Genomic DNA, 25,364 nt, shown 5'->3' with positions numbered 1-25,364 from the left:
GGTGGATTCGGTTCGTTCGCGGGCCGGTAGCAAATGCAGTCGAAACGTGAGGACCTCCAGTGCAGACGCATGAGATCAGGAAGCGGTTCCTGGATCACTTCATCAAGGCCGGGCACACAGAGGTACCCAGCGCGTCGCTGATCCTCGACGACCCGAACCTGCTGTTCGTCAATGCCGGAATGGTGCCGTTCAAACCGTATTTCCTCGGTGAGCAGACACCGCCTTACGACCGCGCGACGAGCATCCAGAAGTGTGTCCGTACCCTCGACATCGAGGAAGTGGGCATCACCACCCGTCACAACACCTTCTTTCAGATGGCGGGCAACTTCTCCTTCGGCGACTACTTCAAGCGCGAGGCGATCACGTTCGCGTGGACGCTGCTGACCAATCCGGTGGCCGACGGTGGGTTCGGCATCGATCCGCTCCGGCTCTGGCCGACCGTCTATCTCGACGACGATGAGGCCGAAGCGATCTGGCGAGACGAGATCGGTGTCCCCGCGGAGCGGATCCAGCGGCGCGGTCTCAAGGACAACTACTGGTCCATGGGTGTCCCCGGTCCATGTGGACCCTGTTCGGAGATCTTCTACGACCGTGGACCCGAATACGGGGTCGACGGTGGTCCGGAAGCCGATGAGGACCGCTTCATCGAGATCTGGAATCTCGTCTTCATGCAGAACCAGCGCGGGCCCGGTGGTGGCAAAGAAGGCTACGAGATCCTCGGTCCGCTCCCCAAGAAGAACATTGACACCGGACTCGGCATCGAGCGCGTGGCCTGCATCCTGCAGGGCGTCGACAATGTCTACGAGACCGACCTGCTGGCCCCGGTCATCGCCGTCGCCGAGCGCCTCACCGGCCGCACCTACACCGCGACCAACGCCGCCGATGCAATCCGTTTTCGGGTCATCGCTGACCACTCGCGAACCGCGGTGATGCTCATCGCCGACGGCATCACCCCCGGCAACGACGGCCGCGGTTACGTGCTGCGCCGCCTGCTGAGGCGAATCGTCCGATCCGCTCGTCTGCTCGGAGCGAGCGAGGCAACGATGGGTGCATTCATAGAGGCCGTCATCGAGACCATGGCGACGTCGTATCCTGACCTGCCGGAACAACGTTCGCGGATCGTTTCGATCGCGGTCGGTGAAGAGGAGGCATTCCTCAAGACGTTGTCGGCCGGGTCGAAGTTGTTCGACGACGCCGCTGCCGCCACGAAGGCGTCCGGCGCCACCCGGATCAGCGGCGGCGATGCCTTCGCCCTGCACGACACCTACGGTTTCCCCATCGACCTCACCCTCGAGATGGCGGCAGAGGCCGGGTTGGCGGTGGACCGCGAAGGGTTCACGGAGCTGATGGCCGAGCAGCGCAGCCGTGCCAAGGCCGACGCCACCGCACGCAAGTCCGGACACGCCGACCTCAGTGTCTATCGCGAGTTCTTGGACCGCGGCCCGACGCTGTTCACGGGTTTCGACGAGTTGGTGACCGAGGCCAGGGTTTTGGGTCTGGTGACCGATGGTGGCCGGGTCCGCAGCGCGACGAAGGGGCAGACGGTCGAGGTGATCCTCGATCGCAGCCCGCTGTACGCAGAATCGGGCGGGCAGATCGCCGACATCGGAACGATCACCACGTCAGCGGGCCTGCGGGTCACCGTGAAAGACGTGCAGAAGCTGGGCAAGACGGTATGGCTGCACAAGGCCGTCGTCGAAGAGGGGGAGATCACCGAGGGCGATGACGTGCTCGCCCAGGTCGACAACGCGTGGCGCCACGGCGCGACGCAGGGCCACTCGGGCACACATCTCGTCGGCGCCGCACTCCGCCAGGTCCTCGGTCCCTCGGCCACCCAGGCCGGATCACTCAATCGACCCGGATATCTGCGTTTCGACTTCAGCGCTTCAGGTCCGGTCACCGAGTCCCAGCGCGCCGAGATCGAAGAGATCACCAATTCGGCCGTCGAGGCCAACTATCCGGTCAACACCTTCGAGACCGGTCTGGCCGAGGCCAAGGCAATGGGCGCGATGGCGCTGTTCGGCGAGAACTACGGAGACGTGGTGCGGGTCGTCGAGATGGGCGGTCCCTTCTCGATGGAACTGTGTGGAGGCACCCACGTCTCGACGTCGGCGCAGGTCGGCCCGGTCACCCTGCTCGGCGAATCGTCGGTGGGGTCGGGCGTGCGCCGGATCGAGGCGTACGTGGGACTCGACTCCTACCGCTATCTCGCCAAGGAACGCTCTCTGCTCGCCGGGTTGGCCTCGTCGCTGAAGGTTCCCAGTGACCAGGTTCCCGCGCGGGTCGAGAACCTCGTGACCAAACTCAAGGAAGCCGAGAAGCAGATCGAGAAGATGCGGGCCGATGCCGCCCGCGCCTCGGTCGGGTCGTTGATCGACGATGCGCACCGGGTCGGCGACGTTCTGGTGGTCTCCGGTTCACTCGACGGTCTCGACGCCGGCGACCTGCGTACCCTCGCCGCCGACCTTCGTGGACGGGTGGCGTCCGATGTTGCTGTGGTGGCGCTGTTCTCGGCGTCCGGCGACAAGGTGCCGTTTGCCATCGCCACCACCGAATCCGCCCGCAGTGGTGGTATCAAGGCGGGTGATCTGGTGCGCGAACTCGCTCCACTGGTGTCCGGTCGAGGTGGCGGGAAACCAGACCTGGCACAGGGATCGGGGTCCGACGCATCCGGTATCGGGCCCGCGCTGGCGCGCCTGCGCGAACTGGTCGGCGAGATTCGATGACCTTGACGCCGCGCGGTCGCCGGCTGGCCATCGATGTCGGAAGTGTCCGCATCGGGGTCGCCTCGTGTGATCCCGACGGCATCCTCGCCACTCCGGTCGAGACCGTCGCACGGACACCGAAAGATGACGGGGACCTGCGTCGTATCAGTGCGATCGTCGAGGAGTACGAGGCCATCGAGGTGATTGTCGGCCTACCCAAAACCCTGCGCGATGAACATGGTCATGCCGCGAAACTGGCCACCGAGTTCGGAGAAGCACTGGGTGTGCGGATCTCACCGGTACCGGTCGTCTACAGCGACGAGCGCTTGAGCACGATCACCGCCCAGCAGGCCCTGCGCTCGTCCGGGGTGCGCGCGAAGGCGCAAAAGGGAGTCGTCGATCAGGCTGCCGCGGTGGCGATCCTGCAGGGATGGTTGGATTTACAGACACATCGCCACGATCTGGAGTCGGGCCGTCAAGGAGGACTCGGGTGAACGACGACCGACCCGATGGACGGGACGAGGGTCCCGAACACGGCGACCGCCGCGAACAGCAGGAGCGGGCCGCGCACCGCCGGCGACGTTCCGATGGTCATCCCGACCCTGAACGACTGAGGTACTTCACCCACGGAGACGGTGCGCACGGTTCAGGTGGCCGCCACGGGCCTCGGGCCATCCCTCCTCGGGGTGCGGGTGAGCCTCGCCGGGACCCGCCGCGCCGCCGGGACACCTCGCCGCAGGCCGGCTCGCCGTGGTCTCCGCCCGGATCGGACGGTGGCCGCCGACCGCCGCCGCCTGCGACGTCGTCCCGGCCGCCGGGACCCGGACCGATGGGGCCGGAGCAGTCACCGCCGTCGGCGACGGCTCATGAACCTCCGCGGCAGCGCCACGAGCCGCCACCACGCGCCTACGACCCGGCGCCGACGCACGATGCCCCTGATCTGTTCGCTGATCCCGGCCGCGAGGACTACGACCGCAGGCAGGTCGATGCCCGCGAGCGCAGTGCTCTGGCGTCTTCCTCTGTGGGCGCTCCGACCGGGCGTGATGGGGGGCCGTTGCCCACCCGCGACCGTTCGCCGAAACGAAGCGTGGCTGCTGAACGCAGGCGTCGTCGGCGCAGGGTAGTCATCTCGATTGCCGTCGTGTTCATGGTGGTGCTGATCGGGGGCATCGGTTACGCAGGACTGCGGGTGGTCGGCTTCTTCGGTGCCGATGACAAAGACTTCACCAACACCGCAGGTACCGCAGACGTCATAGTGCAGATCCCGCAGGACGCGACCCTGACGAAGTTCGGTGAGATCCTCAAAGAGAACGATGTGGTGGCAAGCGTCAACGCATTCACCACCGCAGCAAACGGTGAGCCGATCTCGGCGGGCTTCTACAAGTTGAGGACCGAGATCCCTGCCAGCACGGCGGTGTCGTTGATGACGAACACCGAGAACCGGGTCGGCAGAGTCGTCATCCCCGAGGGCCTGCAACTCGATACCAAGGAAGGCATCGACGGTAAGACGACGCCCGGTGTCTTCGCGCGGGTGGCGGAGGCGACCAACGTCGACCTCAACGGTGAGGAGAGCGGCGTCACCGTCGAAGAGCTCGCGCAGGCCGCCGCCACAGCGACCCCGCAGGAGTTGGGGGTTCCCGCCTGGGCCACCGATGCGGTCACGGCTCTGAACGGTGACCACCGACGGATCGAAGGTCTGATCGCGCCGACGTCCTGGGAGGCGATAGACCCGTCGCAGACCCCGGTGCAGATGCTCAATTATCTGATCTCGCGGAGCGCGTCGCTGTTCGCCCAGTGGGGGCTTCCGGAATCGGGGACCACCACGAGCGGCATGACGCCGTACCAGACCCTGGTCACCGCCTCGATCGTCGAACGCGAGGTGAACCGCGCCGAGGATTACCCGAAGGTCGCCCGGGTCATCGTCAACCGGCTCGGTGACGACCAGGCGCTGCAGATGGACTCGACGGTCAACTACACGTCCGCGATACAGAACATCGACGTCGCCGGCGATGACTTCACCGCGGCGACCAAGTGGAACACCTATCAGCAGAAGGGGCTGCCTCCGACACCGATCGGGGCCGTGGGGCAGCCGGCGCTGGAGGCCTCGCTCGATCCGCCGGCGGGCAATTGGCTGTACTTCGTCTCGATCGACCAGCAGGGGACAACCCTGTTCACCGAAGACTTCGAGCAACACAAGCGCAACCGTCAACAGGCGTGCGACAACGGTGTGCTGACAACGAACTGCGGATGAATGAGACGTCGATGAGCATCGTGGCAGGCCCGCGGGCGGCGGCGATCCTGGGTTCTCCGGTGTCGCATTCGCTGTCACCGGCACTGCATCTCGCGGCGTACGAAGCGCTCGGGCTGACCGGTTGGACCTACGAGCGAATGGAGTGCACGGCCGAGCGATTACCCGCTCTGGTGTCGGGGCTCGACGAGCGGTACGTGGGGTTGTCGGTCACGATGCCGGGCAAGCGCGCCGCCCTGGCCTTCGCGGACCATCGCACCGAGCGAGCGATGGCCGTGGGTTCGGCCAACACGTTGGTACGTCGCGACGGCGGCTGGCACGCCGACTGCACCGACGTCGACGGTGCCTCCGCGGCTCTGGCCGACCTCGGTGTCGACAACGGTGCCGGTTCCCATGCCGTCCTGGTGGGCGCAGGTGGTACCGCCGCACCGGTCGTCGCCGCTCTGGCCGCTGCGGGATTCCGGGATTTGAGCGTGGTCGCTCGTAGCCGCGAGCGCGCGAGCGAGGTTCTCGCCGTCGCCGACGCCTACGGTATCGCCGCCGAGGTGCTCGCGTTCGAGCCGGGATCGGCGCTGCGCGAGCGCACGCGCGACTGCGCCGTCTTGGTCAATACGGTGCCGGCCGCCGCGGCAGCAAGTCTGATCCCGGCGCTGTCGTCCGCGCCGCGCCTGTTCGATGTGATCTACAGCCCGTGGCCGACACCACTGGCGGCAGCGGTCGAGGCCGCGGGGGGCATGGTGGTCGGGGGACTGGTGATGTTGCTGAACCAGGCGTTCGGGCAGGTGGAGCAGTTCACCGGGATGCCCGCACCGCGGGTGGCGATGGCGGCCGCGCTCGTCTGATCGTCGGTGTTGTCCACAGTTCCCACAGCCATCCCCAGCGCGGCTTTTTGCAGGGGTGCCCGGGCACGACGATGGGCCATGGTGGACCCATGCACCTGGTGGTCCCGATACTCGCGATCTGGCTGGTCGCCCTGTCGGTCTCGGACATCCGCGAGCGAAGACTGCCCAACACGCTGACCCTGCCCGCGCTGTTCGGGGCCGTCGTCGGAGCTGCGACACATCCCGCCGCGGCACCCGGTCTGCTGCTCGCTGCCGTGGTCTACGGTGTGGCCTACGCATGGGGCGGCTGCGGGGGCGGCGACCTCAAATTGGTGCCGACGCTGTGCGCGATGTCCGGCTCACTGGTGGCGGCAGGCGTCCTGATGGTGCTCGCCCAACTGCTCACCCTGGCGGGTGCCGCGAGGTCTCGGTGGACCCCGCAGGCACACGGTCCGCCGCTGAGCGTGGCTGCTGCCCTTTCTTGCGGCATCTGGTGACGGTGCGCGGGCGCAGGCGTGGAAGAATTGGGAACTGTGTTGCGCTGGAGTACTGCCGGAGAATCCCATGGTCCCGCTCTGGTCGCTGTCCTGGAAGGGATGGTGGCCGGTGTCGAGGTGACCTCGTCACAGATCGCCGAACAATTGGCTCGCCGCCGATTGGGCTACGGCCGCGGGGCGAGGATGAAGTTCGAGGCCGATCAGGTGACCGTGGTCGGCGGAGTCCGCCACGGCCTCACCATGGGTGGCCCGGTGGCCATCGAGGTCGGCAACACCGAGTGGCCGAAGTGGGAAACCGTGATGTCCGCGGACCCGGTTCCACAGGAGGAACTCGACGGGATCGCCCGGAACGCACCCTTGACACGGCCGCGCCCCGGTCACGCCGATTATTCGGGAATGCTCAAATACGGCTTCGACGACGCGCGGCCGGTCCTGGAGCGGGCCAGTGCGCGTGAGACCGCCGCGCGGGTCGCCGTGGGAACCGTCGCCAGGAACTTCTTGCGTCAAGTCCTCGGCATCGAAGTGCTGTCGCATGTGATCTCCATCGGCGATTCCGCCCCATACGTCGGCGCGGCGCCCACATACCTCGACCTCGAACGGATCGACGCGAGCCCGGTCCGGGCGTACTCGACTGACGCGGAGGCCGCGATGATCGCCGAGATCGAAGCCGCCAAACGGGACGGTGACACCCTCGGCGGTGTCGTCGAGGTCGTGGCGACGGGTGTGCCCGTCGGACTCGGATCGCACGTCAGCGGAGATCGCAGGCTCGATTCTCGGCTGGCGGGTGCGCTGATGGGCATCCAGGCCATCAAGGGCGTCGAGGTGGGTGACGGCTTCGAGACCGCCCGCCGTCGCGGTAGCGCCGCCCACGATGAGATGGTCCCCGGGCCCGATGGCGCAGTCCGGTCCACCAACCGGGCCGGTGGCCTCGAGGGCGGGATGAGCAACGGTGAGTTCATCCGCGTACGCGCCGCGATGAAACCGATCTCAACGGTCCCGCGAGCGCTGTCGACGATGGACATGACCACGGGCGAGCAAGCCACCGCGATTCACCAGCGTTCGGATGTGTGCGCGGTTCCGGCCGCAGGCGTTGTCGCCGAATCAATGGTCGCGCTGGTACTCGCGCAGGCGGCCCTTGAGAAGTTCGGCGGCGATTCCGCACTCGAGACCGGCGACAACGTCGCCGGCTACCTCAAACGCGTGGCCGCGCGGCTGCCGCAACCGTGACCGGCCGTCTCGCGCCGCGCGCCGTACTCGTCGGGTTCATGGGATCCGGTAAGACCACGGTGGGACAGCAACTCGCGCGGGCCCTCGGAGTCGCCTGGATCGACAGTGACGGTGAGATCGAACGCCGGGCCGGTCGAACGATCCCCGAGATCTTCACGGCGGACGGAGAGCCGGCGTTTCGCGAATTCGAGGAGCAGGTCGTCGCCGACCTCCTCGCCGAACACCCCGGGGTGCTCTCGCTGGGCGGTGGTGCCGTGCTGAGCACCCGGACGCGTGAACGCCTGGCAGGACATCCGGTGATCTACCTGAAGATGTCTGCCGAGCAAGGTTATTCGCGGGTGTCCAATTCGGACAGGCCGCTGCTGCAGGCCGAGGACCCATCGGCCGTGTACCGCGATCTACTGGCCGAGCGTGACCCCATTTATCAAGCGGTCGCGACGATCGTCGTCGACGCCCACCCGCATCAGCGGCGCGTGGCGGACGACATCATCGCCGCGCTCCGCACTCAGGAGGCGACACAGTGACAGACAACAGCGCACCGATCCGGGTGACGGTGAACAGTGAGAGCCCGTATGACGTCATCATCGGGCGCGGCTTGCTCACCGAATTGGTCGAGGCGGTGGCGGGAGCCGACTCGGTGGCGATCCTGTACCAGCCGACCCTTGCCGAAACTGCCGAAGTGATCCGCAAGACGTTGGACGAGAACAACTTCAACGCGCACCGGGTCGAGATCCCCGACGCCGAGTCCGGCAAGGAATTGTCCGTTGCGGCATTCTGTTGGGAGGTCTTCGGCCGGATCGGCATGAAGCGCAACGACGTCGTGATCAGCCTGGGTGGGGGAGCGGCCACCGACCTCACCGGGTTCGTGGCCGCGACCTGGATGCGCGGCATCCCAGTGGTCCATGTGCCGACGACGCTGCTCGCGATGGTCGACGCCGCTGTCGGCGGTAAGACGGGGATCAACACCGACGCCGGCAAGAACCTCGTCGGCTCGTTCCACGAACCGCGCGCGGTGCTCATCGACATCGCAACCCTGGAAACAGTGCCTCGTAACGAGATCATCGCCGGTATGGCCGAGGTCATCAAGACCGGCTTCATCGCCGACCCGGTCATCCTGGATCTGATCGAGGCCGACCCCGAAGCCGCGCTCGACCCCACCGGTCCGGTGCTGCCCGAACTGATCGAACGTTCTGTGCGGGTCAAGGCAGGCGTTGTCGCCGCGGACCTTCGGGAGTCGTCGCTGCGCGAGATCCTCAACTACGGGCACACCCTCGGCCACGCCATCGAACGCCGGGAGAAGTACCGCTGGCGCCACGGCGCGGCGGTCGCCGTGGGTTTGGTGTACGCCGCGGAGCTCGGCCGGCTCGCCGGTCGCCTCGACGACGAGACAGCAGATCGACACAAGGCAATCCTCCAGAGTGTCGGGCTGCCGGTCGGTTACGACCCCGATGCGTTCGGTGACCTACTCAAGGGGATGGCGGGCGACAAGAAGAACCGCTCAGGGATGCTCCGGTTCGTCGTCCTCGACGGTTTGGCCACGCCCGGGCGTCTCGAGGCCCCGGATCCGGCACTGCTGGTGGCCGCGTACTCCGCCGTGGCAAAGGAGCAACCGTCGGGCGGCGCGATCCTTCTCTAGCTTCTGACACACTTCGCTCCGACACGTGCGCGGCGCCTTACTTCGCCAGCGCCCAACGTGCTTGCGGGAGTTGAGAAAATCATCAAGGACACGGCGCGCTAGGGATGGCCGACCCTCGCTAACGGCTCGAACAAATGTTCGACACGATCGCATTTTTGGGGTATAGTCGTACCCAGAGAAACTTTTCTTGCGGCGGATCATTTTTGTGGTTGTTGTTGTCTGCGTGTGTTTCTCGGTTCCCTGGGGAGGGGGTCTTTGTGTCGGAGGGTGTTGTTGTTGATTCGCCGGTGGTTGGTGCGGTCTCGGAGCTGGATGCTGCGATCGCACGTCTGTCGACGTTGGATCTGACTGCTCTGTCTGACGTGGATTGTGTGCGTGTGGTGGAACGTCTGGAGGTTGCGTCGCGGCGGTTGTCGGCGGCGGGGTTGCCGGTGCTGCGGGAAGTTGCTGTGCGGCGGGCGTATTCGAAGGCGGGATGTTCCTCGCCTGCGGCGGTGTTGACGTCGGTGGCGCGGATGCGTGCGGGTGCGGCGCGGGCGCGGGTGGAGGCGATGGATGCATTGACGCCGTCGGCGACTCCCAGTGGTGAGGTGCTCGGGCCTCGGTTCCCGCAGACCGCTGCGTTACTGGCTCAAGGTGTGATCGATCTCGATCATGTCGGTGCGGTGGTGAAGGTGATGGGGAAGATTCCGCACAAGATCGACCCGGAGCAGCGGGCGAATACTGAGGTGGCGCTGGCTGATCTGTGCCGCAAATACAACCCTGCTGCGGTCGAGACGATCGGCGAGCGGATCGTCGACTACTTGGATCCGGACGGCAGGCTCGCTGATGATGTCGATCGGGCGAAGAAGCGCGGTGTCAGCGTGGGCGATCAAGCGGTGGACATGATGGCGAAGGTGGCGGGCCATCTGGATCCGACGACCACAGCCCTGATGAAAGTGATGCTGGGGGTGTGGGCGGCACAGGGGATGAACAATCCCGACGACGAGCTGTCCCCCTCAGGGGCTGCGGACGACCCGGCACTGGACCCAGCGATTCTGCAGGCCGCGGCCGACAACGACCTTCGCACTCAGTCCCAACGCAATCATGACGCGCTCAAAGCAATGCTCATGTATCTGCTCGAGTCAGGCCAGCTCGGTAAGACTCATCGTGGGTTGCCGGTCCAGGTGATCATCAACCTGACCAAAGACCAACTCGACGAGGCTCTACGCAAACAGGAAGCAGACTCCCGCCCCGAGCCGGAACCCGAGCCAGAGCCAGAGTCGCAGCCCGAGTCCGAGCCAGAGTCGCAGCCCGAGCCGAGGCCTGAGCCTGAGCATGTGTATCCCGACCCGGAGACGCATTGGGAGGATCGGGATTGGTTGCCGACGTTGGCTGGTGGGTCGTCGCGTCCGTACGGCCACGATCTGGTCTACACCGCGACCGGCACGGTGCTGCCCATCAGCGATGCCATCAAGCTCGCTGCGCGTAGCGACAAGACATTGGCGGTGTTCGCCAACCACAGCAACGAAGTGCTGTACCTGGGCCGGGCGAAACGGTTGGCCAGCGAAGCGCAACGCATCGCGATGTTCGCCGCACACCGCGGTTGCTCGTTCGGTGGATGTTCGAATTCGGCGATGTGGGCCGAAGCCCACCACACCGTCGAATGGGCCCTCGGCGGGCTCACCGACATCACACACCTGGCCCCGGCATGCCCACAGCACCACAAGCTGGTCGGGCCGGGGGAGCATCAGTGGCAGACGGTCATGATCACCGAAGGCCCCGACGCCGGCCGCTGTGCGTGGATCCCGCCGGCGTTCCTGGACCCCGAGCGAACACCACGGGTCAACCGCGCCCATCACCCGGACGAGGCCTTGATCGAAGCCCGACAGGCGATGCTCGCACGCCGCAAAGACCAACTCGAACAACGCACACGAGAACTGAGCGGTCAAAGTCCAGATCCTCCAGGCGAACCATCGCCGGATGAGTCGCCGCCGGACGCGGATCCGCTCTCGCAATGAGACGGCCGGAGTGCACCAGGCAAGCCTATGCTTGCGTGGTGCACTCCGATGCCGCGATCACTGCTGCGCGGCTCAGTGTTGTCGAAAATGGAGATCTCGGCCGGTGGGCCGACGAGGAGAAGCCATGAATCGTCGACTATTGGACCCGGAGCCAAAGCCCTGAATCAACCGCGCTCACACCCCGATTAGGCCTCGATCGAGACCCGTCGGGCCACGCTCGCCCGGCGCAGAGCGAGTGCGAGCAACGCACACGAGAACTCGGGACCGGGCAACCCGACCCACAGAACCACCAGGGATTACTTACTCGACCGATCCCGGACGTTATTGACGAACAAACCCTTCGATGGCGATCGTCAGCGAATAACCGGACATCGGATACAGCGTGGGCGTGCCGGTGGCCGAGACTGGGGTCGTGCGTGGTCGGCTCGGACGAAGCGGCCGACCTGGTCTACTTGCTCAGCCCGACCGGCTGCGTCTGCTGGTACGAGAAGTTGTCGTCGGCTTCGGCATCGCGGGCCGCCTGGTTCTTGCGGTGCTGGCGGCGGGTGAGGAAGCGGCCGAGTGCGGCCCCGACCAGGGCGGGAACGAAGATGAGCAACGTGGTGAACGAGCCGCCCGCGAAGATCTCGATCGCGAGGGAATTCTGCCCGATACCCGACATCACCCAATTGCCCAGGATCCAGCACACGATCGCACTGATGAGGCCGGCAAGGAGGCCTGCCTTGAGCCAGACCATCGTGAGGTCGCGGTAGTCGTCGGGATCTTCGTGGGCGCGGCCGTCGACGAGCCCGTCGACACCACCCCAGATAAGTGCGACCAGCACGACCGCGGCGATGGCGACCGTCTTCCACATAGTCGACTCCAGTGGCCAGGCCACGATGGCCAGACCCAACAGGACCCGGGCACCGATGTGCACCGCCGACATGACCAACCCACGCAACAACCACGCAACCATGCGAGCAGACTACCGATGCCCGGCCGCTTTGTGTGGCAGGGCCCACAAATGGACTCTGTGTCCGGCGGAATCGGGTCGTCTCGGGCGGCGAACTCCGGTGGTCCAGTCCGTCGGGACATTGCCATGGTGCAAGGCGCAGGAGGCGCCCCGATCTGCTGACTCCACTAGCCTTGACACATGAGCGCCACCTCACAGACCTCGCAACAGCCTGCTGCAGTCGCCCGCGTGGCGCCCGACCTCGGTCCAACGGCGCAGAGTGCGAGGCGGGATCTGCTCCGCTCCCATCTCGAGGCCGCCGGGGTGGACGCGATGCTGGTCACCGATCTGATCAATCTCCGGTACCTCACCGGCTTCACCGGATCGAACGGTGCGCTGGTGATCACCGCAGCCGGAGACGACAGGATCAGTACCGACGGCCGCTACCTCACGCAGGTGTCCGAGCAGGCTCCTGATCTGACGCCGATCATCGCCCGGGATTGCCCGCGGGCCCTGATCGAACACCTCACAGGCTCAGGAGCCCGAATCGGTTTCGAGCAACACGTCGTCACGGTGGCGACCCACCAGCGACTGATCCCATTGCTGACCGGCGCCGAGACCCTCGTCGGGGTGTCGCCTCTCGTCGAAGAGCTCCGAATCGTCAAGGACGAGCACGAGGTGGAACAGATCCGGACCGCCTGTCAGGCGGCCGACCTGGCGTTGGCCGACATCATCGCCGACGGACTGCTCGTACCCGGACGCACCGAGCGGCAGGTGGCACGGGCGTTGGAATGGGCGATGTTCGAACGGGGTGCCGAAGCGATCTCCTTCGAGACGATCGTCGCCACCGGCGCGAACTCGGCAATCCCGCATCATCGGCCGACGGACGCCGAACTCAGCTCCGGCGATCTGCTCAAGATCGACTTCGGGGCGGTCGTCGAGGGCTATCACTCGGACATGACACGCACGTACGTGCTCGAGACCGTGCAGCCCTGGCAGCGCGACATCTACGAGGTGGTCGCGGCCGCGCAGCTGGCGGGACGCGAAGCACTCGAACCCGGCGTCGAGGCGGTCGGCGTCGACGCCGCGGCGCGTTCGATCATCGACGAGGCCGGGTTCGGCGAGTACTACGTCCACGGCCTGGGCCACGGTGTCGGCCTGCAGATACACGAAGCGCCGTCGATCGGGGCTCTGAGCACGGGTACACTGCCATGCGGTGCAGCTGTAACCGTCGAGCCCGGCGTCTACCTGCCGGGCAGGGGCGGTGTCAGGATCGAGGACACGCTCGTGGTCCGCGACGGTGAACCCGAACTGCTCACCACCACCGACAAGACATTCACCGTCATCTGATCGTGCGCCCCGGCGCGACCAGCAGATGGGCGCAGCAACAACATGCCCGGGGCGGGTGAGAGGAAGAACAGACAAGTGGCAAACACCTCGGATTTCAAAAACGGCCTGGTGCTCAACATGGAGGGCAACCTCTGGCAGATCCTGGAGTTCCAGCATGTGAAGCCCGGCAAGGGGCCGGCCTTCGTCCGCACCAAGCTGAAGAACATCCTCTCGGGGAAGACCGTCGACAAGACATTCAACGCCGGTGTCAAGGTCGAGACCGCAACGGTCGATCGACGCGACATGACCTACCTGTACAACGACGGAACCGACTACGTGTTCATGGACGGCGAGACGTTCGAGCAGCTCAACGTCAGCCCGGAGATCGTCGGGGACAGCGCCAACTTCATGCTCGAGAACATCAAGGTCCAGGTCGCGACGCACGAGGGTGTGCCCCTGTACGTCGAATTGCCCGTGACCGTGGAGTTGGTGGTCGCGCAGACCGATCCGGGGGTTCAGGGTGACCGTTCCACCGGTGGCACGAAGCCCGCAACGCTGGAGACCGGTGCCGAGATCGCTGTTCCGCTCTTCATCAACACCGGTGACAAGCTGAAGGTCGATTCGCGTGACGGCGGCTACCTCGGCCGCGTCAACTCCTGACGCTGGTGAAGAAACCAGGTACCCGCCACAAGGCACGCAAGCGTGCCGTGGATCTGCTGTTCGAGGCCGAGGTCAAGAACTGCTCGCCGGTCGATCTGATCGTCCAGCGTCGTGAGTTGGCGATCGGTGACGACAGTGTCGGCAAGATCAACGACTACACCGCCCAGATCGTGGAGGGCATCGCAGGCGATACCGCGGGCGTGGACGCGGTCATCTCCTCCCACCTCAAGGAGTGGACCCTGCCGCGGCTGCCCGCAGTCGACCGGGCGATTCTGCGGTTGGCGACCTGGGAGCTGTTCAACACCGTCGACGTGCCCACCATGGTGGTCGTCGACGAAGCGGTGGAGCTGGCCAAGGAGTTGTCCACGGACGACTCACCCGCATTCATCAACGGAGTCCTCGGCCGGATCGTCCTGCTGGCCCCGCAGGTGCGGGCCGCGCTCACCGCTGAACAGGCCGGTGGGTCGACGACAGACTCTCGATCGCAGGAGTCGTAACCACGCCTGATAACGTATGGCGAAGAAATTGTGGTGGCGACCGATGCATCTACGGATGGGTGGCCATGACAATGGCCGACATCCTTTAACGATCCGTCCAGAGAGGCGGAGAAGGAGGTCCCGATCACCGTGCCTACACCCGAGGGCAACGGCACCGACACGGGTCGTGAACTACTCGACGACGCCGATGTCGGGCGGACCATTGCGCGAATAGCGCATCAGATCATCGAGAAGACCGCGTTGGACGATCCCGACGCTCCCCGTGTGGTCATCATCGGAATTCCCACCCGCGGAATCTTCCTCGCCCGTCGTCTCGCGTCGAACATCGCCGAGTTCGCCGGGGTCGACGTACCTGTCGGATATCTCGACATCACGCTGTACCGCGACGATCTGCGTGCCAAACCACACCGGGCCCTCGAGCCCACGGTGGTGCCCGCGGGCGGCGTCGACGGCGCTTTGGTCGTACTCGTCGACGACGTCCTCTACTCCGGGCGCACCGTCCGGGCGGCACTGGACGCCCTGCGCGACCTCGGCAGGCCGGCGGCGGTTCAACTCGCGGTGTTGGTCGACCGCGGCCATCGTGAGTTACCGCTACGCGCCGACTACGTCGGCAAGAACATCCCCACCTCGCGGAGCGAGGATGTGCAGGTTCACCTGCGCGAACACGACGGCATCGACCGCGTGGTGTTGCGGGCGGGGGCGAGCTGATGCGGCATCTGTTGTCCGTGGACGACCTGACCATCGACACTGCCACCGAACTCCTCGACGAGGCCGAGCGGTTCGAACAGGCCCTGATGGGACGTGAGATCCGAAAGCTCCCGACCCTGCGTGGCCGCACGATCATGACGGTGTTCTACGAGAACTCGACGCGCACCAGGGTTTCGTTCGAGGTCGCCGGGAAGTGGATGAGTGCTGACGTGATCAACGTCAGCGCGTCCAGCTCGTCGACGAGCAAGGGGGAGTCGCTGCGTGACACCGCCAAGACCTTGCGCGCGGCAGGCGCCGATGCCCTGATCGTCCGGCACCCGGCTTCTGGCGCCGCACATCAGATCGCTCAGTGGACGTGGGAGGACGGCACGGGACCGTCGGTGATCAATGCCGGTGACGGCACCCACGAGCATCCGACGCAGGCGCTGCTCGATGCCCTCACCCTGCGGCAGCGTCTCGGCTCGCTCGCCGGTCGCAGAATCGCCATCGTCGGGGACGTCCTGCACTCGCGCGTCGCCCGTTCGAATGCGCACCTGCTCGCCACACTCGGCGCGCAGGTGGTACTCGTCGCGCCGCCTACACTGTTGCCTGTCGGGGTCGAAACGTGGCCCGTCGAGATCTCGCACAGTCTCGACGCAGAACTCGCAGCGGTGGATGCCGTCATGTTGCTGCGGGTGCAGGCCGAGCGCATGAACGGCGGATTCTTCCCGTCGGCCCGCGAGTACTCGATTCGTTACGGCTTGTCCGATCGGCGGTCGGCACTCCTCGCCGATCACGCGGTGGTCCTTCACCCGGGCCCCATGCTGCGCGGTATGGAGATCGGATTCTCGGTCGCGGATTCATCGAAGGCGACTGTGCTGCAACAGGTATCCAACGGAGTGCATATGCGGATGGCGGTGTTGTTCACCTTGCTGGTGGGAACCGAGAGCGAGGGGCCGGCGTGAGCGGTGACCTCCTGATCAAAAATGTTCGGCCGTACGCAGGCGATCTCGTGAACATCGTGGTCCGAGACGGTGAGATCGCCGAGATCGGCCAGGAGCTCACCGCGGGCCCCGAGGTCGACGTGCTCGACGGGGCCGGAGCGATCGTGTTGCCGGGCTTCGTCGACATGCACACCCACCTACGGGAGCCCGGTCGCGAGGACACCGAGACCATCGAGACCGGCTCGGCTGCTGCAGCTCTGGGCGGGTACACGGCGGTGTTCGCAATGGCGAACACCGATCCGGTCGCGGACACCGCGGTGATCACCGACTACGTATGGCGACGCGGCCAGGAAGTCGGTCTCGTCGATGTGCACCCTGTCGGTGCGGTGACCGTGGGACTGGCGGGCAAACAACTGGCCGAGATGGGTGCGATGGCCGCCGGTGCCGGCAAGGTTCGTGTGTTCAGCGATGACGGAAAGTGTGTCGACGATCCGCTTCTCATGCGCCGCGCACTCGAGTACGCAAAGGGCCTCGATGTGCTGATCGCCCAGCACGCCGAAGAGCCGCGACTTACGGTCGGCGCCATTGCGCACGAGGGCTCGGTGGCCTCTCGGCTCGGCCTCGCAGGCTGGCCACGCGCCGCAGAGGAGTCGATCGTCGCCCGGGACGCGTTACTGGCCCGGGACGCAGGCGCGCGCGTGCACATCTGTCATGCGTCGACCGAGGGCACCGTTGAGTTACTGACATGGGCCCGCGGACAGGGGATAGCGATCACCGCTGAGGTCACCCCCCATCACCTGTTGCTCGACGACACGCGGCTTCACACCTACGACCCGGTCAACAAGGTCAATCCACCACTGCGGGAGGACCGGGACCGGCAAGCTCTCCGGCGCGCCCTGGCCGACGGCATCGTCGACTGCGTCGCCACCGACCACGCCCCCCATGCCGCACAGGACAAGTGCTGCGAGTTCGCCAATGCCCGGCCCGGCATGCTCGGACTGCAGACGGCGCTCTCGATCGTGGTGGAGACGATGGTGCGGCCGGGACTGCTCGACTGGCGTGGCGTTGCCAAGGTGATGAGCGAACGTCCGGCACAGATCACCGGTCTGCCCGACCAGGGACGGCCCATCGCGGTCGGCGAACCCGCCAACCTCGCCCTGATCGATCCGGACGCCGAGTGGACCGTCGAGTCCGGCTCACTGGCGAGTCTGTCCGAGAACTCGCCGTTCGACGGGATGACGCTGCCGGCGGTCGTGGTGGCCACGGTCCTGCGCGGTGGGGTGACCAACAACGGCGGAAAGGTCCGGTCGCCGCGATGACGGGCGTGGTGGTCGTTCTGATCGTCGTGGCGGCGTGGGGTGGCATCGTCGGGTTGATGCTGCTCGGCTGGCGCGGTCGGGGTAGGCGACAGGAGCTGTTGCTCGGCGCCTTTCCGGAGGTCCCGGCCAGTCTCGGGAGTCGTCGGCTCGGTCCCCACACCGGGCTGTACGTGGGCTCGACCATTGCGCCGAGCTGGCAGGACCGCGTCGCAGTCGGTGACTACGGCGACCGGGCGATCGCCGAGATCAGCAGATTCGACACCGGCATCCTGATCGACCGCACCGGCGCCAACCCGATCTGGATCCCCGACGACCAGATCACCGCGATCCGCACCGAACGCGGACTGGCAGGCAAGGTCATGACGGCCGACGGTGTCCTCGTGATCCGCTGGCTGCTCCCGTCTGGCACCGAGATCGACTCGGGCGTTCGGGCCGACGACAAAAGCATCTACCCGCACTGGGTGAAACCTCTAGAGCAGGACGGAAAGAAATCGTGACATCAGGTAATCCGGGAAACCAGGCCGTCTTGGTCCTGGAGAACGGCGAGCGCTACCTCGGAACCAGTTTCGGAGCCCAAGGGGAGACCCTCGGGGAAGCCGTCTTCTGCACGGCGATGACCGGATATCAGGAAACTCTGACCGATCCGAGCTATCACCGTCAGATCGTGGTCGCCACCGCCCCACAGATCGGCAACACCGGCTGGAACAAAGAAGACGGAGAAAGCCGCGAGGGGTCCGATGACTCGGGCAAGATCTGGGTTCGCGGCTACGCGGTGCGCAACCCGACTCGGCGGGTGTCGAGTTGGCGCGCGAGCAGTTCCCTCGAAGACGAGTTGGTCGAGCAGGGGATCGTCGGGATCGCAGGCATCGACACCCGCACCGTGGTGCGGACCCTCCGGGATCACGGGTCCATGCGGGCGGGCATCTTCTCGGGAGATGCACTGGCCGGTCCCGACGAGTTGCTGAGCCGAGTCGTCGGCGCCCCACAGATGGCGGGCGCGAATCTGGCCGGCGAGGTGTCGACCACCGACGGATACGTGGTCGAGCCCGACGGGGAACCCCGATTCACCGTTGCCGCGATCGACCTCGGGATCAAGACGAACACCCCGAGGATGCTCGCGCAGCGCGGGATCCGCGTGCACGTGCTCCCCGCGGGCACCACGTTCGACGCCATCACCGATCTGAAGCCCGACGGGGTCTTCCTGTCCAACGGGCCCGGCGATCCAGCGACCGCCGACCAGGTGGTCGACTTCACCCGTGAGGTACTCGGCGCCGACATCCCGCTGCTGGGCATCTGTTTCGGCAATCAGATCCTCGGCCGCGCGCTCGGCCGGAACACCTTCAAGATGAAGTTCGGCCACCGTGGCATCAACATCCCCGTGATCGAGCACGCAACCGGCGCAGTGTCCATCACGGCGCAGAACCACGGATTCGCGCTCGAAGGAGAAGCGGGCGAGGAGTTCGCCACGGACTTCGGCACCGCGCGTGTCAGCCACATCTGCGCCAACGACGGGGTCGTCGAGGGCGTGGAGCTGGTCAGCGGCAGAGCCTTCTCGGTGCAGTACCACCCGGAGGCCGCGGCCGGCCCGCATGATGCGGCCTACCTGTTCGACAAGTTCACCACCCTGCTGCAAGGAGCACGTGCCTGATGCCCCGCCGTACCGACCTCTCGCACGTCCTGGTCATCGGTTCCGGTCCGATCGTCATCGGTCAGGCCTGTGAGTTCGACTATTCCGGAACCCAGGCCTGTCGAGTGCTGCGAGCCGAGGGCCTGCGCGTGAGCCTGGTCAACTCGAACCCGGCCACGATCATGACCGACCCCGAGTTCGCCGACGCCACCTACATCGAACCGATCACCGCCGCCTACGTGGAGAAGGTGATCATCGCCGAACGCGACGCCGGCCATCCGATCGATGCCGTGCTCGCCACGCTCGGCGGTCAGACCGCCCTCAACTGCGCGGTCGCGCTCCATGAGGAGGGCATCCTCGAGCGGTACGACATCGAGCTGATCGGTGCCGACTTCGAGGCGATCCAGCGTGGCGAGGACCGCCAGAAGTTCAAGGACATCGTGGCCAAGGTCGGCGGGGAGAGCGCCAAGTCGGCTGTGTGTTACACGATGGAGGAGGTCCACGAGACCGTGGCCGAACTCGGCTATCCCGTCGTCGTCCGGCCGTCCTTCACCATGGGTGGGCTCGGGTCCGGCATGGCCTATGACGAAAACGACCTGAACAGGATCGCCGGTGGCGGCCTCGCTGCCTCACCGACCGCCAACGTGCTCATCGAGGAGTCGATCCTCGGCTGGAAAGAGTACGAACTCGAGTTGATGCGCGACAACCGCGACAACGTCGTGGTGGTCTGCTCGATCGAGAATGTCGACCCGGTCGGTGTGCACACCGGTGACTCGGTGACCGTCGCGCCGGCCATGACGCTGACCGACCGCGAGTACCAGGACATGCGCGATCTCTCGATCGCGATCCTGCGCGAGGTCGGTGTCGACACCGGCGGCTGCAACATCCAGTTCGCGATGGACCCGGCCGACGGGCGGCTGGTCGTGATCGAGATGAACCCGCGGGTGTCCCGGTCGTCCGCGCTGGCATCAAAGGCAACCGGTTTCCCGATCGCCAAGATCGCCGCCAAGCTCGCCGTCGGGTACAGCCTGGACGAGATCGTCAACGACATCACCAAGGAGACGCCCGCCTGCTTCGAGCCGACGCTGGACTACGTCGTCGTCAAGGCTCCGCGCTTCGCCTTCGAGAAGTTCCCCGGAGCCGACGACACCCTGACGACCACCATGAAGTCCGTCGGTGAGGCGATGTCCCTGGGTCGCTCCTTCGCCGAGGCACTCGGCAAGGTGATGAGGTCCCTCGAGACCAAGGCCGCAGGCTTCTGGACCGAGCCTGTCGATCCCGATGCCGCGCCCGAGTTGCTGCCAGAATTGCTCGAGCGGCTGCAGACGCCGAAAGACGGCAGGCTCTACGGGATCATGCAGGCGTTCGCCCTCGGTGCGACCGTGGAGCAACTGTTCGACTCGACCAAGATCGATCCATGGTTCCTCGCCGAGATCGAGGGCATTCACGAACTGGGCAATCGGATCAGGTCGGCAGACGCCATCGACGAGCGCTTGCTCCGCGAGGCCAAGAGTGCGGGTATCTCCGACCGCCAGATCGCGGCGCTACGAGACGATTTCGCCGACGAGGCCGCGGTGCGCAGCCTGCGGCATTCACTGGGTGTGCGTCCGGTGTACAAAACGGTCGACACCTGTGCGGCGGAGTTCGAGGCTGCGACCCCGTACCACTACTCGACCTACGAACTCGACCCCGCGGCAAAGACAGAGGTCGCGGCGCAACCCGATCGCCCCAAGGTGCTGATCCTCGGGTCGGGTCCGAACCGCATCGGCCAGGGCATCGAGTTCGATTACTCGTGCGTGCACGCCGCGCTGACGTTGTCGGAGGTCGGTTACGAGACCGTCATGGTCAACTGCAATCCCGAGACCGTGTCCACCGATTACGACACCGCAGACCGCCTGTACTTCGAGCCCCTGACGTTCGAGGACGTCCTCGAGGTGTTCCATTCGGAATCAGAATCGGGCACGGTGGCCGGCGTCATCGTCCAGCTCGGCGGTCAGACGCCACTCGGCCTCGCGCATCGACTGCAGTCGGCGGGCGTCCCGATCGTCGGCACCAGCCCCGAGGCCATCGATCTCGCCGAGGATCGTGGCGAGTTCGGCAAGGTACTGGCGACCGCGGGCCTGCCCGCCGCCAAGTACGGCATGGCCACCACCTTCGACCAGGCCAGGACGATCGCAGGCGACATCGGTTACCCGGTGCTCGTGCGTCCGTCCTACGTACTCGGCGGCCGTGGCATGGAGATCGTCTACGACGAACCGTCGCTGGAGGGGTACATCTCCCGGGCCACCGAGATCACCCTGGAGCATCCGGTGCTCGTCGACCGGTTTCTCGAAGATGCCATCGAGATCGACGTCGACGCGCTCTACGACGGAACCGACTGCTACATCGGCGGGGTCATGGAGCACATAGAAGAGGCCGGTATCCATTCTGGCGACTCCGCATGTGCGTTGCCGCCGATCACACTCGGGCGATCCGACCTCGAAAACGTGCGCCGGTCCACCGAGGCGTTGGCGAAGGGCATCGGCGTCCGCGGACTGCTCAATGTCCAGTACGCGCTCAAAGACGACATCCTTTATGTCCTCGAGGCCAACCCGCGGGCGAGCCGTACGGTGCCGTTCGTGTCCAAGGCGACCGCGGTCCCGCTGGCCAAGGCCTGCGCCCGAGTGATGCTCGGGGCGACGATCGCCGAACTGCGCACTGACGGCATCCTGCCCGCAGAAGGGGACGGCTCCGCCTTGTCCCCATCGTCGCCGATCGCGGTGAAAGAGGCGGTGCTGCCGTTCAACCGCTTCCGGAAAGAAGACGGCAGCGGCGTCGATTCGCTGCTGAGTCCGGAGATGAAGTCGACCGGTGAGGTCATGGGTATCGATGCCGACTTCGGGCGCGCTTTCGCCAAGTCGCAGACCGCCGCCTACGGCTCGCTGCCGACGGCGGGAAAGATCTTCGTCTCGGTCGCCAACAAGGACAAGCGCGCCCTGCTCTTCCCGGTCAAGCGGCTCGCGGATCTCGGCTTCGAGATCCTCGCCACCGAGGGGACCGCTGATGTGCTGCGACGCAACGGTATCGATGCGACACAGGTGTTCAAACACTCTGACGTCGACCTGCCCGGGGGCGAGGTCACGATCGTCGAACGGATCCGCTCGGGTGAGATCGCGATGGTCATCAACACTCCCTATGGCAATTCGGGCCCGCGCATCGACGGCTACGAGATCCGCAGCGCTGCGGTCTCGGTGAACATCCCCTGCATCACCACGGTGCAGGGTGCCAGCGCGGCGATCCAAGGCATCGAAGCTGCCATCGACGGGGCCATGGGTGTGCAATCGTTGCAGTCACGACATCGGTCGATGCTGGGTGGCTAGGTGAGTGTGGATCTGAGTGTGGCGCGGACGTTTCGGTCTCGCTACCGCGAGGTGGTGACAGATCGTGGCCGGTTGTGCGCGGGGATCGACCCCCACCCTGAACTGTTGGAGCAGTGGGGACTCCCCGTCAGCGGGGCAGGCGTGCGGGCGTTCGGCGAGATCTGCGTCGAGGCTCTCGCACCGGTCGCGTCGGTGATCAAACCTCAGGTCGCGTTCTTCGAATCCTTCGGGTCGGCCGGGTTCGCGGCGCTCGAATCAGTGATAGCCGGATGCCGCGCCGAGGGCGCACTCGTGATCGCCGACGCCAAACGAGGTGACATCGGCTCGACCATGGCAGCGTATGGTCGCGCCTGGCTCGATCCCGCGTCGCCAATGTCCTCGGATGCACTCACCGCCTCGCCTTACCTCGGATTCGGTTCGCTGGAACCGGCCATCGATCTCGCCCGCAGGACGGGGCGGTGCGTGTTCGCGCTGGCCCGTACCTCCAACCCGGAGGGCGCGCCGGTTCAGCTGGCCCACCGCGACGGCGTCAGCGTCGCGCAGCGGATCATCGATGCCGCGGCATCGGCGAACACCGACGGTTCGGCGACACTCGGCGTGGTCGTCGGGGCGACCCGGGAGCATGGACTGGACCTGAGCGGTCTGAACGGACCCATCCTGGCGCCGGGCCTCGGAGCTCAAGGGGCGAGCGCCGACGATCTGCGCGGCGTGTTCGGCGGTTCCGACCTGTCGTGGCTCCTGCCCGCCAGTTCCCGCGCGGTCCTACGGTCCGGACCCGACCCACAGCACTTGCGAGCCGCCTATCAACAGGCACGCGACGAGGTCGAGTCCTCGCTCGGACGTTCGCTCAGCTGACCGTGGGTGCCGGCAGCGCATCGAGGAAACCGTCGATGCGTGGCCAGGTTTCGCGGACCGCGTCCGGTCCCGCTATCAGGCCCAGATGACTTGTCTCGACCGTCGTGAAATGCACCTGCGGCGAAGACCCGAACAACTCCACGCCGTGCTGGGCCGCGCGCCACGGCACGATGGCGTCGCGATGACTCCCGAACAGCTGGATAGGCACGGCGATCGACGTCAGATCGATACTGCGATTCCCCAGCGTCACCACTCCGCGGGCGAGTTCGTCGCGATAGATCAGCCGTTCCCACATCTGCTCGACGAGGCGACCTGGGTACCCCGGGAAGGTTCGCTGAAATCGGTTGACGACCTCCATGCGCGCCAGGGTCTCCGTCTCGCCGAGGTTGTTGAGGATGAACCACGGTTTCTTGAGTTCGCGCTCCCAGGCGGTCGCCCGGTAGGCGAGCTGCACCATCGGCGCCGGGATACCGCCGAGCAGTTTCAACACCGCGGTGATGGCGCGGCCCTTGGTCGGCGCGGTCATGGTGCGAACAACGGGGTACGGCGGCACCAACGCGTAATTGAGTGGCGTGCCGACCGCGGTGATCGATCGCACCGGCAGTTCGGGATGTGCGGCGAGGCTCAACAAGCTGACGGTTCCGCCGAGACTCCAGGCGATGACATCGACCTCGGTGCCTGCGGGACCGCCGAAGTCGGCGAGCACCCGATCGATGGCCTGCGGGACGATGTCGTCGATGAAATCCTCGAACCCCATGTTCCGGTCGGCGCGGCCGATCTCGCCGTAGTCCACGACGTAAGGGACCCGACCGGTCTGGAGCAGGTGGCCGACCAGCGAGTGTGCTGGTCCGAGGTCGTAACAGGTCGCGGGAGCCGCCAGCGGCGGTATCAGCAACACTGGCCCGCGGCCGATCTCGCGTGCGCGTAGAAGGCTGCTCAGCCCTCCGTAGCGTCGGAGTTCCCGGTGTGGCTCCGAATGCAGGACCACGTGTTCGGTCCGCACCTCGTATCGGATGCCGTCACCCACGGTCAGAGCCCGAAGATTGGCAAGCTGCTGTCGCAGTCGATCCCGTCGCGGACCGGTGATGGCGCCGAACCCGGAATCGGGTGCCTCGTCGGACTCGATCGTTGTCCCCGTCATCATCTCCGCCCTCGTCTGAAGTGGTCCGCCCCGGCATTGGTTCGCCGTGCGAATTGCTTCGCGTCCGTCATCTAACACCAAGCGGGTCCGTCCGTGAGAGTCGGTGGCCGAGCTCTGCGTCGCATCGTCTCCGGGATGGCTCGCGCGCAGTGTGCGACGCTCGCGAAGACGCCTCCGCGCAGGTCACGAGCGCCGCCGACACGCGCGTACAGCCAAAAATCTCAGAAAAATCCCGTTGCGGAACACCCGTCACAGGCGTATCGGCGATGTGACCTATGTCATGTCCACGCACTTTGGCGAATGGTCGTTCGAAATAGCCTGTCGGCCAGCGTGTTTGGGATCTGCGAAGAATCAAAACCCAAAAATTCCCGATCCGTGCGCACGAGTGTGCGCCAGCTTGTTCGAAAGGCTTACAACACCGGTTTTCGTGGGGGAATGCCGGGGTGGGGGTCGCAAATCCCTGCTCACGTGGGTACGGTCGCATTCGCTGCCCCACACAGGAGCAGCCGCCCCGGCACCACCGGTGACGGGGCATTGAACACACAGACGAATCGGAGGAACCGTGGCCCTTCCCCAGTTGACGGACGAGCAGCGTGCAGCTGCCTTGGAGAAGGCAGCTGCCGCTCGCCGGGCCCGGGCGGAGCTCAAGGAGCGCCTGAAGCGAGGCGGCACCGATCTGCAGCAAGTTCTCAAGGATGCCGAGAACGATGAGATCCTGGGCAAGATGAAGGTGTCGGCCCTGCTCGAGGCCCTGCCGAAGGTTGGCAAGGTCAAGGCGCAGGAAATCATGACCGAACTCGAAATCGCCCCGACCCGCCGCCTGCGCGGCCTGGGTGATCGCCAGAAGAAAGCCCTGCTGGCCAAGTTCGACTTTGCCTGAT

22 protein-coding genes are annotated in these 25,364 nt (G+C 65.9%); 20 read left to right on the top strand and 2 right to left on the bottom strand.

All coding sequences use genetic code 11. The annotated features are described in order from the left end of the window. Nucleotides 1-59: 59 nt before the first annotated feature. The 9 genes from alaS to DFR67_RS02165 all read left to right on the top strand — a co-directional run bounded on the left by alaS (nucleotide 60) and on the right by DFR67_RS02165 (nucleotide 11,134). On the top strand, nucleotides 60-2,726 hold the full coding sequence (alaS, locus tag DFR67_RS02205; protein ID WP_110467741.1) for an alanine--tRNA ligase: 2,667 nt from the start codon (nucleotides 60-62) through the stop codon (nucleotides 2,724-2,726). After that, on the top strand, nucleotides 2,723-3,199 hold the full coding sequence (gene ruvX, locus DFR67_RS02200) for a Holliday junction resolvase RuvX (RefSeq protein ID WP_110467740.1): 477 nt from the start codon (nucleotides 2,723-2,725) through the stop codon (nucleotides 3,197-3,199). Before alaS ends, ruvX begins: the two co-directional genes overlap by 4 nt. After that, nucleotides 3,196-4,956 carry an endolytic transglycosylase MltG gene (mltG, locus tag DFR67_RS02195; protein WP_245937659.1) on the top strand — a complete coding sequence of 587 codons (1,761 nt, stop codon included), beginning with the start codon at nucleotides 3,196-3,198 and terminating at the stop codon, nucleotides 4,954-4,956. The genes ruvX and mltG overlap by 4 nt, the downstream gene beginning before the upstream one ends. 11 nt (nucleotides 4,957-4,967) lie before the next feature. Further along, nucleotides 4,968-5,795, top strand: a complete 828-nt coding sequence (locus DFR67_RS02190) for a shikimate dehydrogenase (protein ID WP_110467901.1) — start codon at nucleotides 4,968-4,970, stop codon at nucleotides 5,793-5,795. Nucleotides 5,796-5,884: 89 nt separating this feature from the next. Beyond that, a complete protein-coding gene (locus tag DFR67_RS02185; protein WP_158539878.1) occupies nucleotides 5,885-6,271 on the top strand; it encodes an A24 family peptidase in 387 nt (128 codons plus the stop codon). 18 nt (nucleotides 6,272-6,289) lie between these two features. Continuing rightward, nucleotides 6,290-7,498: a chorismate synthase gene (gene aroC, locus DFR67_RS02180; protein ID WP_110467737.1), complete on the top strand. Its 1,209-nt coding sequence runs from the start codon at nucleotides 6,290-6,292 to the stop codon at nucleotides 7,496-7,498. 38 nt (nucleotides 7,499-7,536) lie between these two features. Then, complete coding sequence (locus tag DFR67_RS02175; RefSeq protein ID WP_110467900.1) at nucleotides 7,537-8,022, top strand: shikimate kinase; 486 nt, start codon at nucleotides 7,537-7,539, stop codon at nucleotides 8,020-8,022. Beyond that, nucleotides 8,019-9,134 carry a 3-dehydroquinate synthase gene (aroB, locus tag DFR67_RS02170; protein ID WP_110467736.1) on the top strand — a complete coding sequence of 372 codons (1,116 nt, stop codon included), beginning with the start codon at nucleotides 8,019-8,021 and terminating at the stop codon, nucleotides 9,132-9,134. Before DFR67_RS02175 ends, aroB begins: the two co-directional genes overlap by 4 nt. A gap of 257 nt (nucleotides 9,135-9,391) precedes the next feature. After that, nucleotides 9,392-11,134 carry an HNH endonuclease signature motif containing protein gene (locus tag DFR67_RS02165; protein WP_158539877.1) on the top strand — a complete coding sequence of 581 codons (1,743 nt, stop codon included), beginning with the start codon at nucleotides 9,392-9,394 and terminating at the stop codon, nucleotides 11,132-11,134. Nucleotides 11,135-11,582: 448 nt separating this feature from the next. Here DFR67_RS02165 and DFR67_RS02160 read toward each other — a convergent pair whose 3' ends face one another. Further along, a complete protein-coding gene (locus tag DFR67_RS02160; RefSeq protein WP_110467734.1) occupies nucleotides 11,583-12,089 on the bottom strand; it encodes a B-4DMT family transporter in 507 nt (168 codons plus the stop codon). Between the two features lie 177 nt (nucleotides 12,090-12,266). On the opposite strand from DFR67_RS02160, the gene DFR67_RS02155 reads away from it, so the two are divergent. The 10 genes from DFR67_RS02155 to pyrF all read left to right on the top strand — a co-directional run bounded on the left by DFR67_RS02155 (nucleotide 12,267) and on the right by pyrF (nucleotide 23,342). Next, a complete protein-coding gene (locus DFR67_RS02155) occupies nucleotides 12,267-13,415 on the top strand; it encodes a M24 family metallopeptidase (RefSeq protein ID WP_110467733.1) in 1,149 nt (382 codons plus the stop codon). 75 nt (nucleotides 13,416-13,490) lie between these two features. Further along, nucleotides 13,491-14,054 (top strand): elongation factor P, encoded by a 564-nt coding sequence (gene efp / locus DFR67_RS02150; RefSeq protein WP_110467732.1) that lies wholly within the window; start codon nucleotides 13,491-13,493, stop codon nucleotides 14,052-14,054. A gap of 5 nt (nucleotides 14,055-14,059) precedes the next feature. Further along, nucleotides 14,060-14,551: a transcription antitermination factor NusB gene (gene nusB, locus DFR67_RS02145; RefSeq protein WP_110467731.1), complete on the top strand. Its 492-nt coding sequence runs from the start codon at nucleotides 14,060-14,062 to the stop codon at nucleotides 14,549-14,551. Nucleotides 14,552-14,680: 129 nt separating this feature from the next. Beyond that, nucleotides 14,681-15,259, top strand: coding sequence for a bifunctional pyr operon transcriptional regulator/uracil phosphoribosyltransferase PyrR (gene pyrR, locus DFR67_RS02140; protein ID WP_110467730.1), 579 nt, complete (start codon nucleotides 14,681-14,683; stop codon nucleotides 15,257-15,259). Continuing rightward, nucleotides 15,259-16,203: an aspartate carbamoyltransferase catalytic subunit gene (locus DFR67_RS02135; protein WP_110467729.1), complete on the top strand. Its 945-nt coding sequence runs from the start codon at nucleotides 15,259-15,261 to the stop codon at nucleotides 16,201-16,203. Before pyrR ends, DFR67_RS02135 begins: the two co-directional genes overlap by 1 nt. Next, nucleotides 16,200-17,501, top strand: coding sequence for a dihydroorotase (locus tag DFR67_RS02130; protein ID WP_110467728.1), 1,302 nt, complete (start codon nucleotides 16,200-16,202; stop codon nucleotides 17,499-17,501). Before DFR67_RS02135 ends, DFR67_RS02130 begins: the two co-directional genes overlap by 4 nt. Further along, nucleotides 17,498-17,998, top strand: coding sequence for a PH-like domain-containing protein (locus DFR67_RS02125; RefSeq protein ID WP_110467727.1), 501 nt, complete (start codon nucleotides 17,498-17,500; stop codon nucleotides 17,996-17,998). Before DFR67_RS02130 ends, DFR67_RS02125 begins: the two co-directional genes overlap by 4 nt. Further along, complete coding sequence (carA, locus tag DFR67_RS02120) at nucleotides 17,995-19,149, top strand: glutamine-hydrolyzing carbamoyl-phosphate synthase small subunit (protein ID WP_110467726.1); 1,155 nt, start codon at nucleotides 17,995-17,997, stop codon at nucleotides 19,147-19,149. The genes DFR67_RS02125 and carA overlap by 4 nt, the downstream gene beginning before the upstream one ends. Then, nucleotides 19,149-22,487, top strand: coding sequence for a carbamoyl-phosphate synthase large subunit (carB, locus tag DFR67_RS02115; protein WP_110467725.1), 3,339 nt, complete (start codon nucleotides 19,149-19,151; stop codon nucleotides 22,485-22,487). Before carA ends, carB begins: the two co-directional genes overlap by 1 nt. Then, nucleotides 22,488-23,342 carry an orotidine-5'-phosphate decarboxylase gene (gene pyrF, locus DFR67_RS02110; protein WP_425451232.1) on the top strand — a complete coding sequence of 285 codons (855 nt, stop codon included), beginning with the start codon at nucleotides 22,488-22,490 and terminating at the stop codon, nucleotides 23,340-23,342. It begins immediately after the preceding gene. Here pyrF and DFR67_RS02105 read toward each other — a convergent pair. Then, nucleotides 23,335-24,483 (bottom strand): alpha/beta fold hydrolase, encoded by a 1,149-nt coding sequence (locus tag DFR67_RS02105; RefSeq protein WP_158539876.1) that lies wholly within the window; start codon nucleotides 24,481-24,483, stop codon nucleotides 23,335-23,337. The genes pyrF and DFR67_RS02105 overlap by 8 nt on opposite strands. A gap of 562 nt (nucleotides 24,484-25,045) precedes the next feature. On the opposite strand from DFR67_RS02105, the gene mihF reads away from it, so the two are divergent. Continuing rightward, on the top strand, nucleotides 25,046-25,363 hold the full coding sequence (gene mihF / locus DFR67_RS02100; RefSeq protein ID WP_023959453.1) for an integration host factor, actinobacterial type: 318 nt from the start codon (nucleotides 25,046-25,048) through the stop codon (nucleotides 25,361-25,363). Nucleotide 25,364 lies beyond the last annotated feature (1 nt).

The organism is Williamsia limnetica, assembly GCF_003217475.1.
Lineage (GTDB): Bacteria > Actinomycetota > Actinomycetes > Mycobacteriales > Mycobacteriaceae > Williamsia > Williamsia limnetica.
Note: the sequence above shows the minus strand (reverse complement) of the source record. Positions and strands in the feature narration are given on the sequence as shown.

Coding starts and splice junctions, on each gene's coding strand:
- ruvX (WP_110467740.1), top strand. CDS start 2,723: ATGACCTTGACGCCGCGCGGTCGCCGGCTGGCCATCGATGTCGGAAGT.
- DFR67_RS02190 (WP_110467901.1), top strand. CDS start 4,968: ATGAGCATCGTGGCAGGCCCGCGGGCGGCGGCGATCCTGGGTTCTCCG.
- DFR67_RS02185 (WP_158539878.1), top strand. CDS start 5,885: ATGCACCTGGTGGTCCCGATACTCGCGATCTGGCTGGTCGCCCTGTCG.
- DFR67_RS02175 (WP_110467900.1), top strand. CDS start 7,537: ATGGGATCCGGTAAGACCACGGTGGGACAGCAACTCGCGCGGGCCCTC.
- DFR67_RS02160 (WP_110467734.1), bottom strand. CDS start 12,089: ATGGTTGCGTGGTTGTTGCGTGGGTTGGTCATGTCGGCGGTGCACATC.
- DFR67_RS02155 (WP_110467733.1), top strand. CDS start 12,267: ATGAGCGCCACCTCACAGACCTCGCAACAGCCTGCTGCAGTCGCCCGC.
- DFR67_RS02135 (WP_110467729.1), top strand. CDS start 15,259: ATGCGGCATCTGTTGTCCGTGGACGACCTGACCATCGACACTGCCACC.
- DFR67_RS02125 (WP_110467727.1), top strand. CDS start 17,498: ATGACGGGCGTGGTGGTCGTTCTGATCGTCGTGGCGGCGTGGGGTGGC.
- carB (WP_110467725.1), top strand. CDS start 19,149: ATGCCCCGCCGTACCGACCTCTCGCACGTCCTGGTCATCGGTTCCGGT.
- DFR67_RS02105 (WP_158539876.1), bottom strand. CDS start 24,483: ATGACGGGGACAACGATCGAGTCCGACGAGGCACCCGATTCCGGGTTC.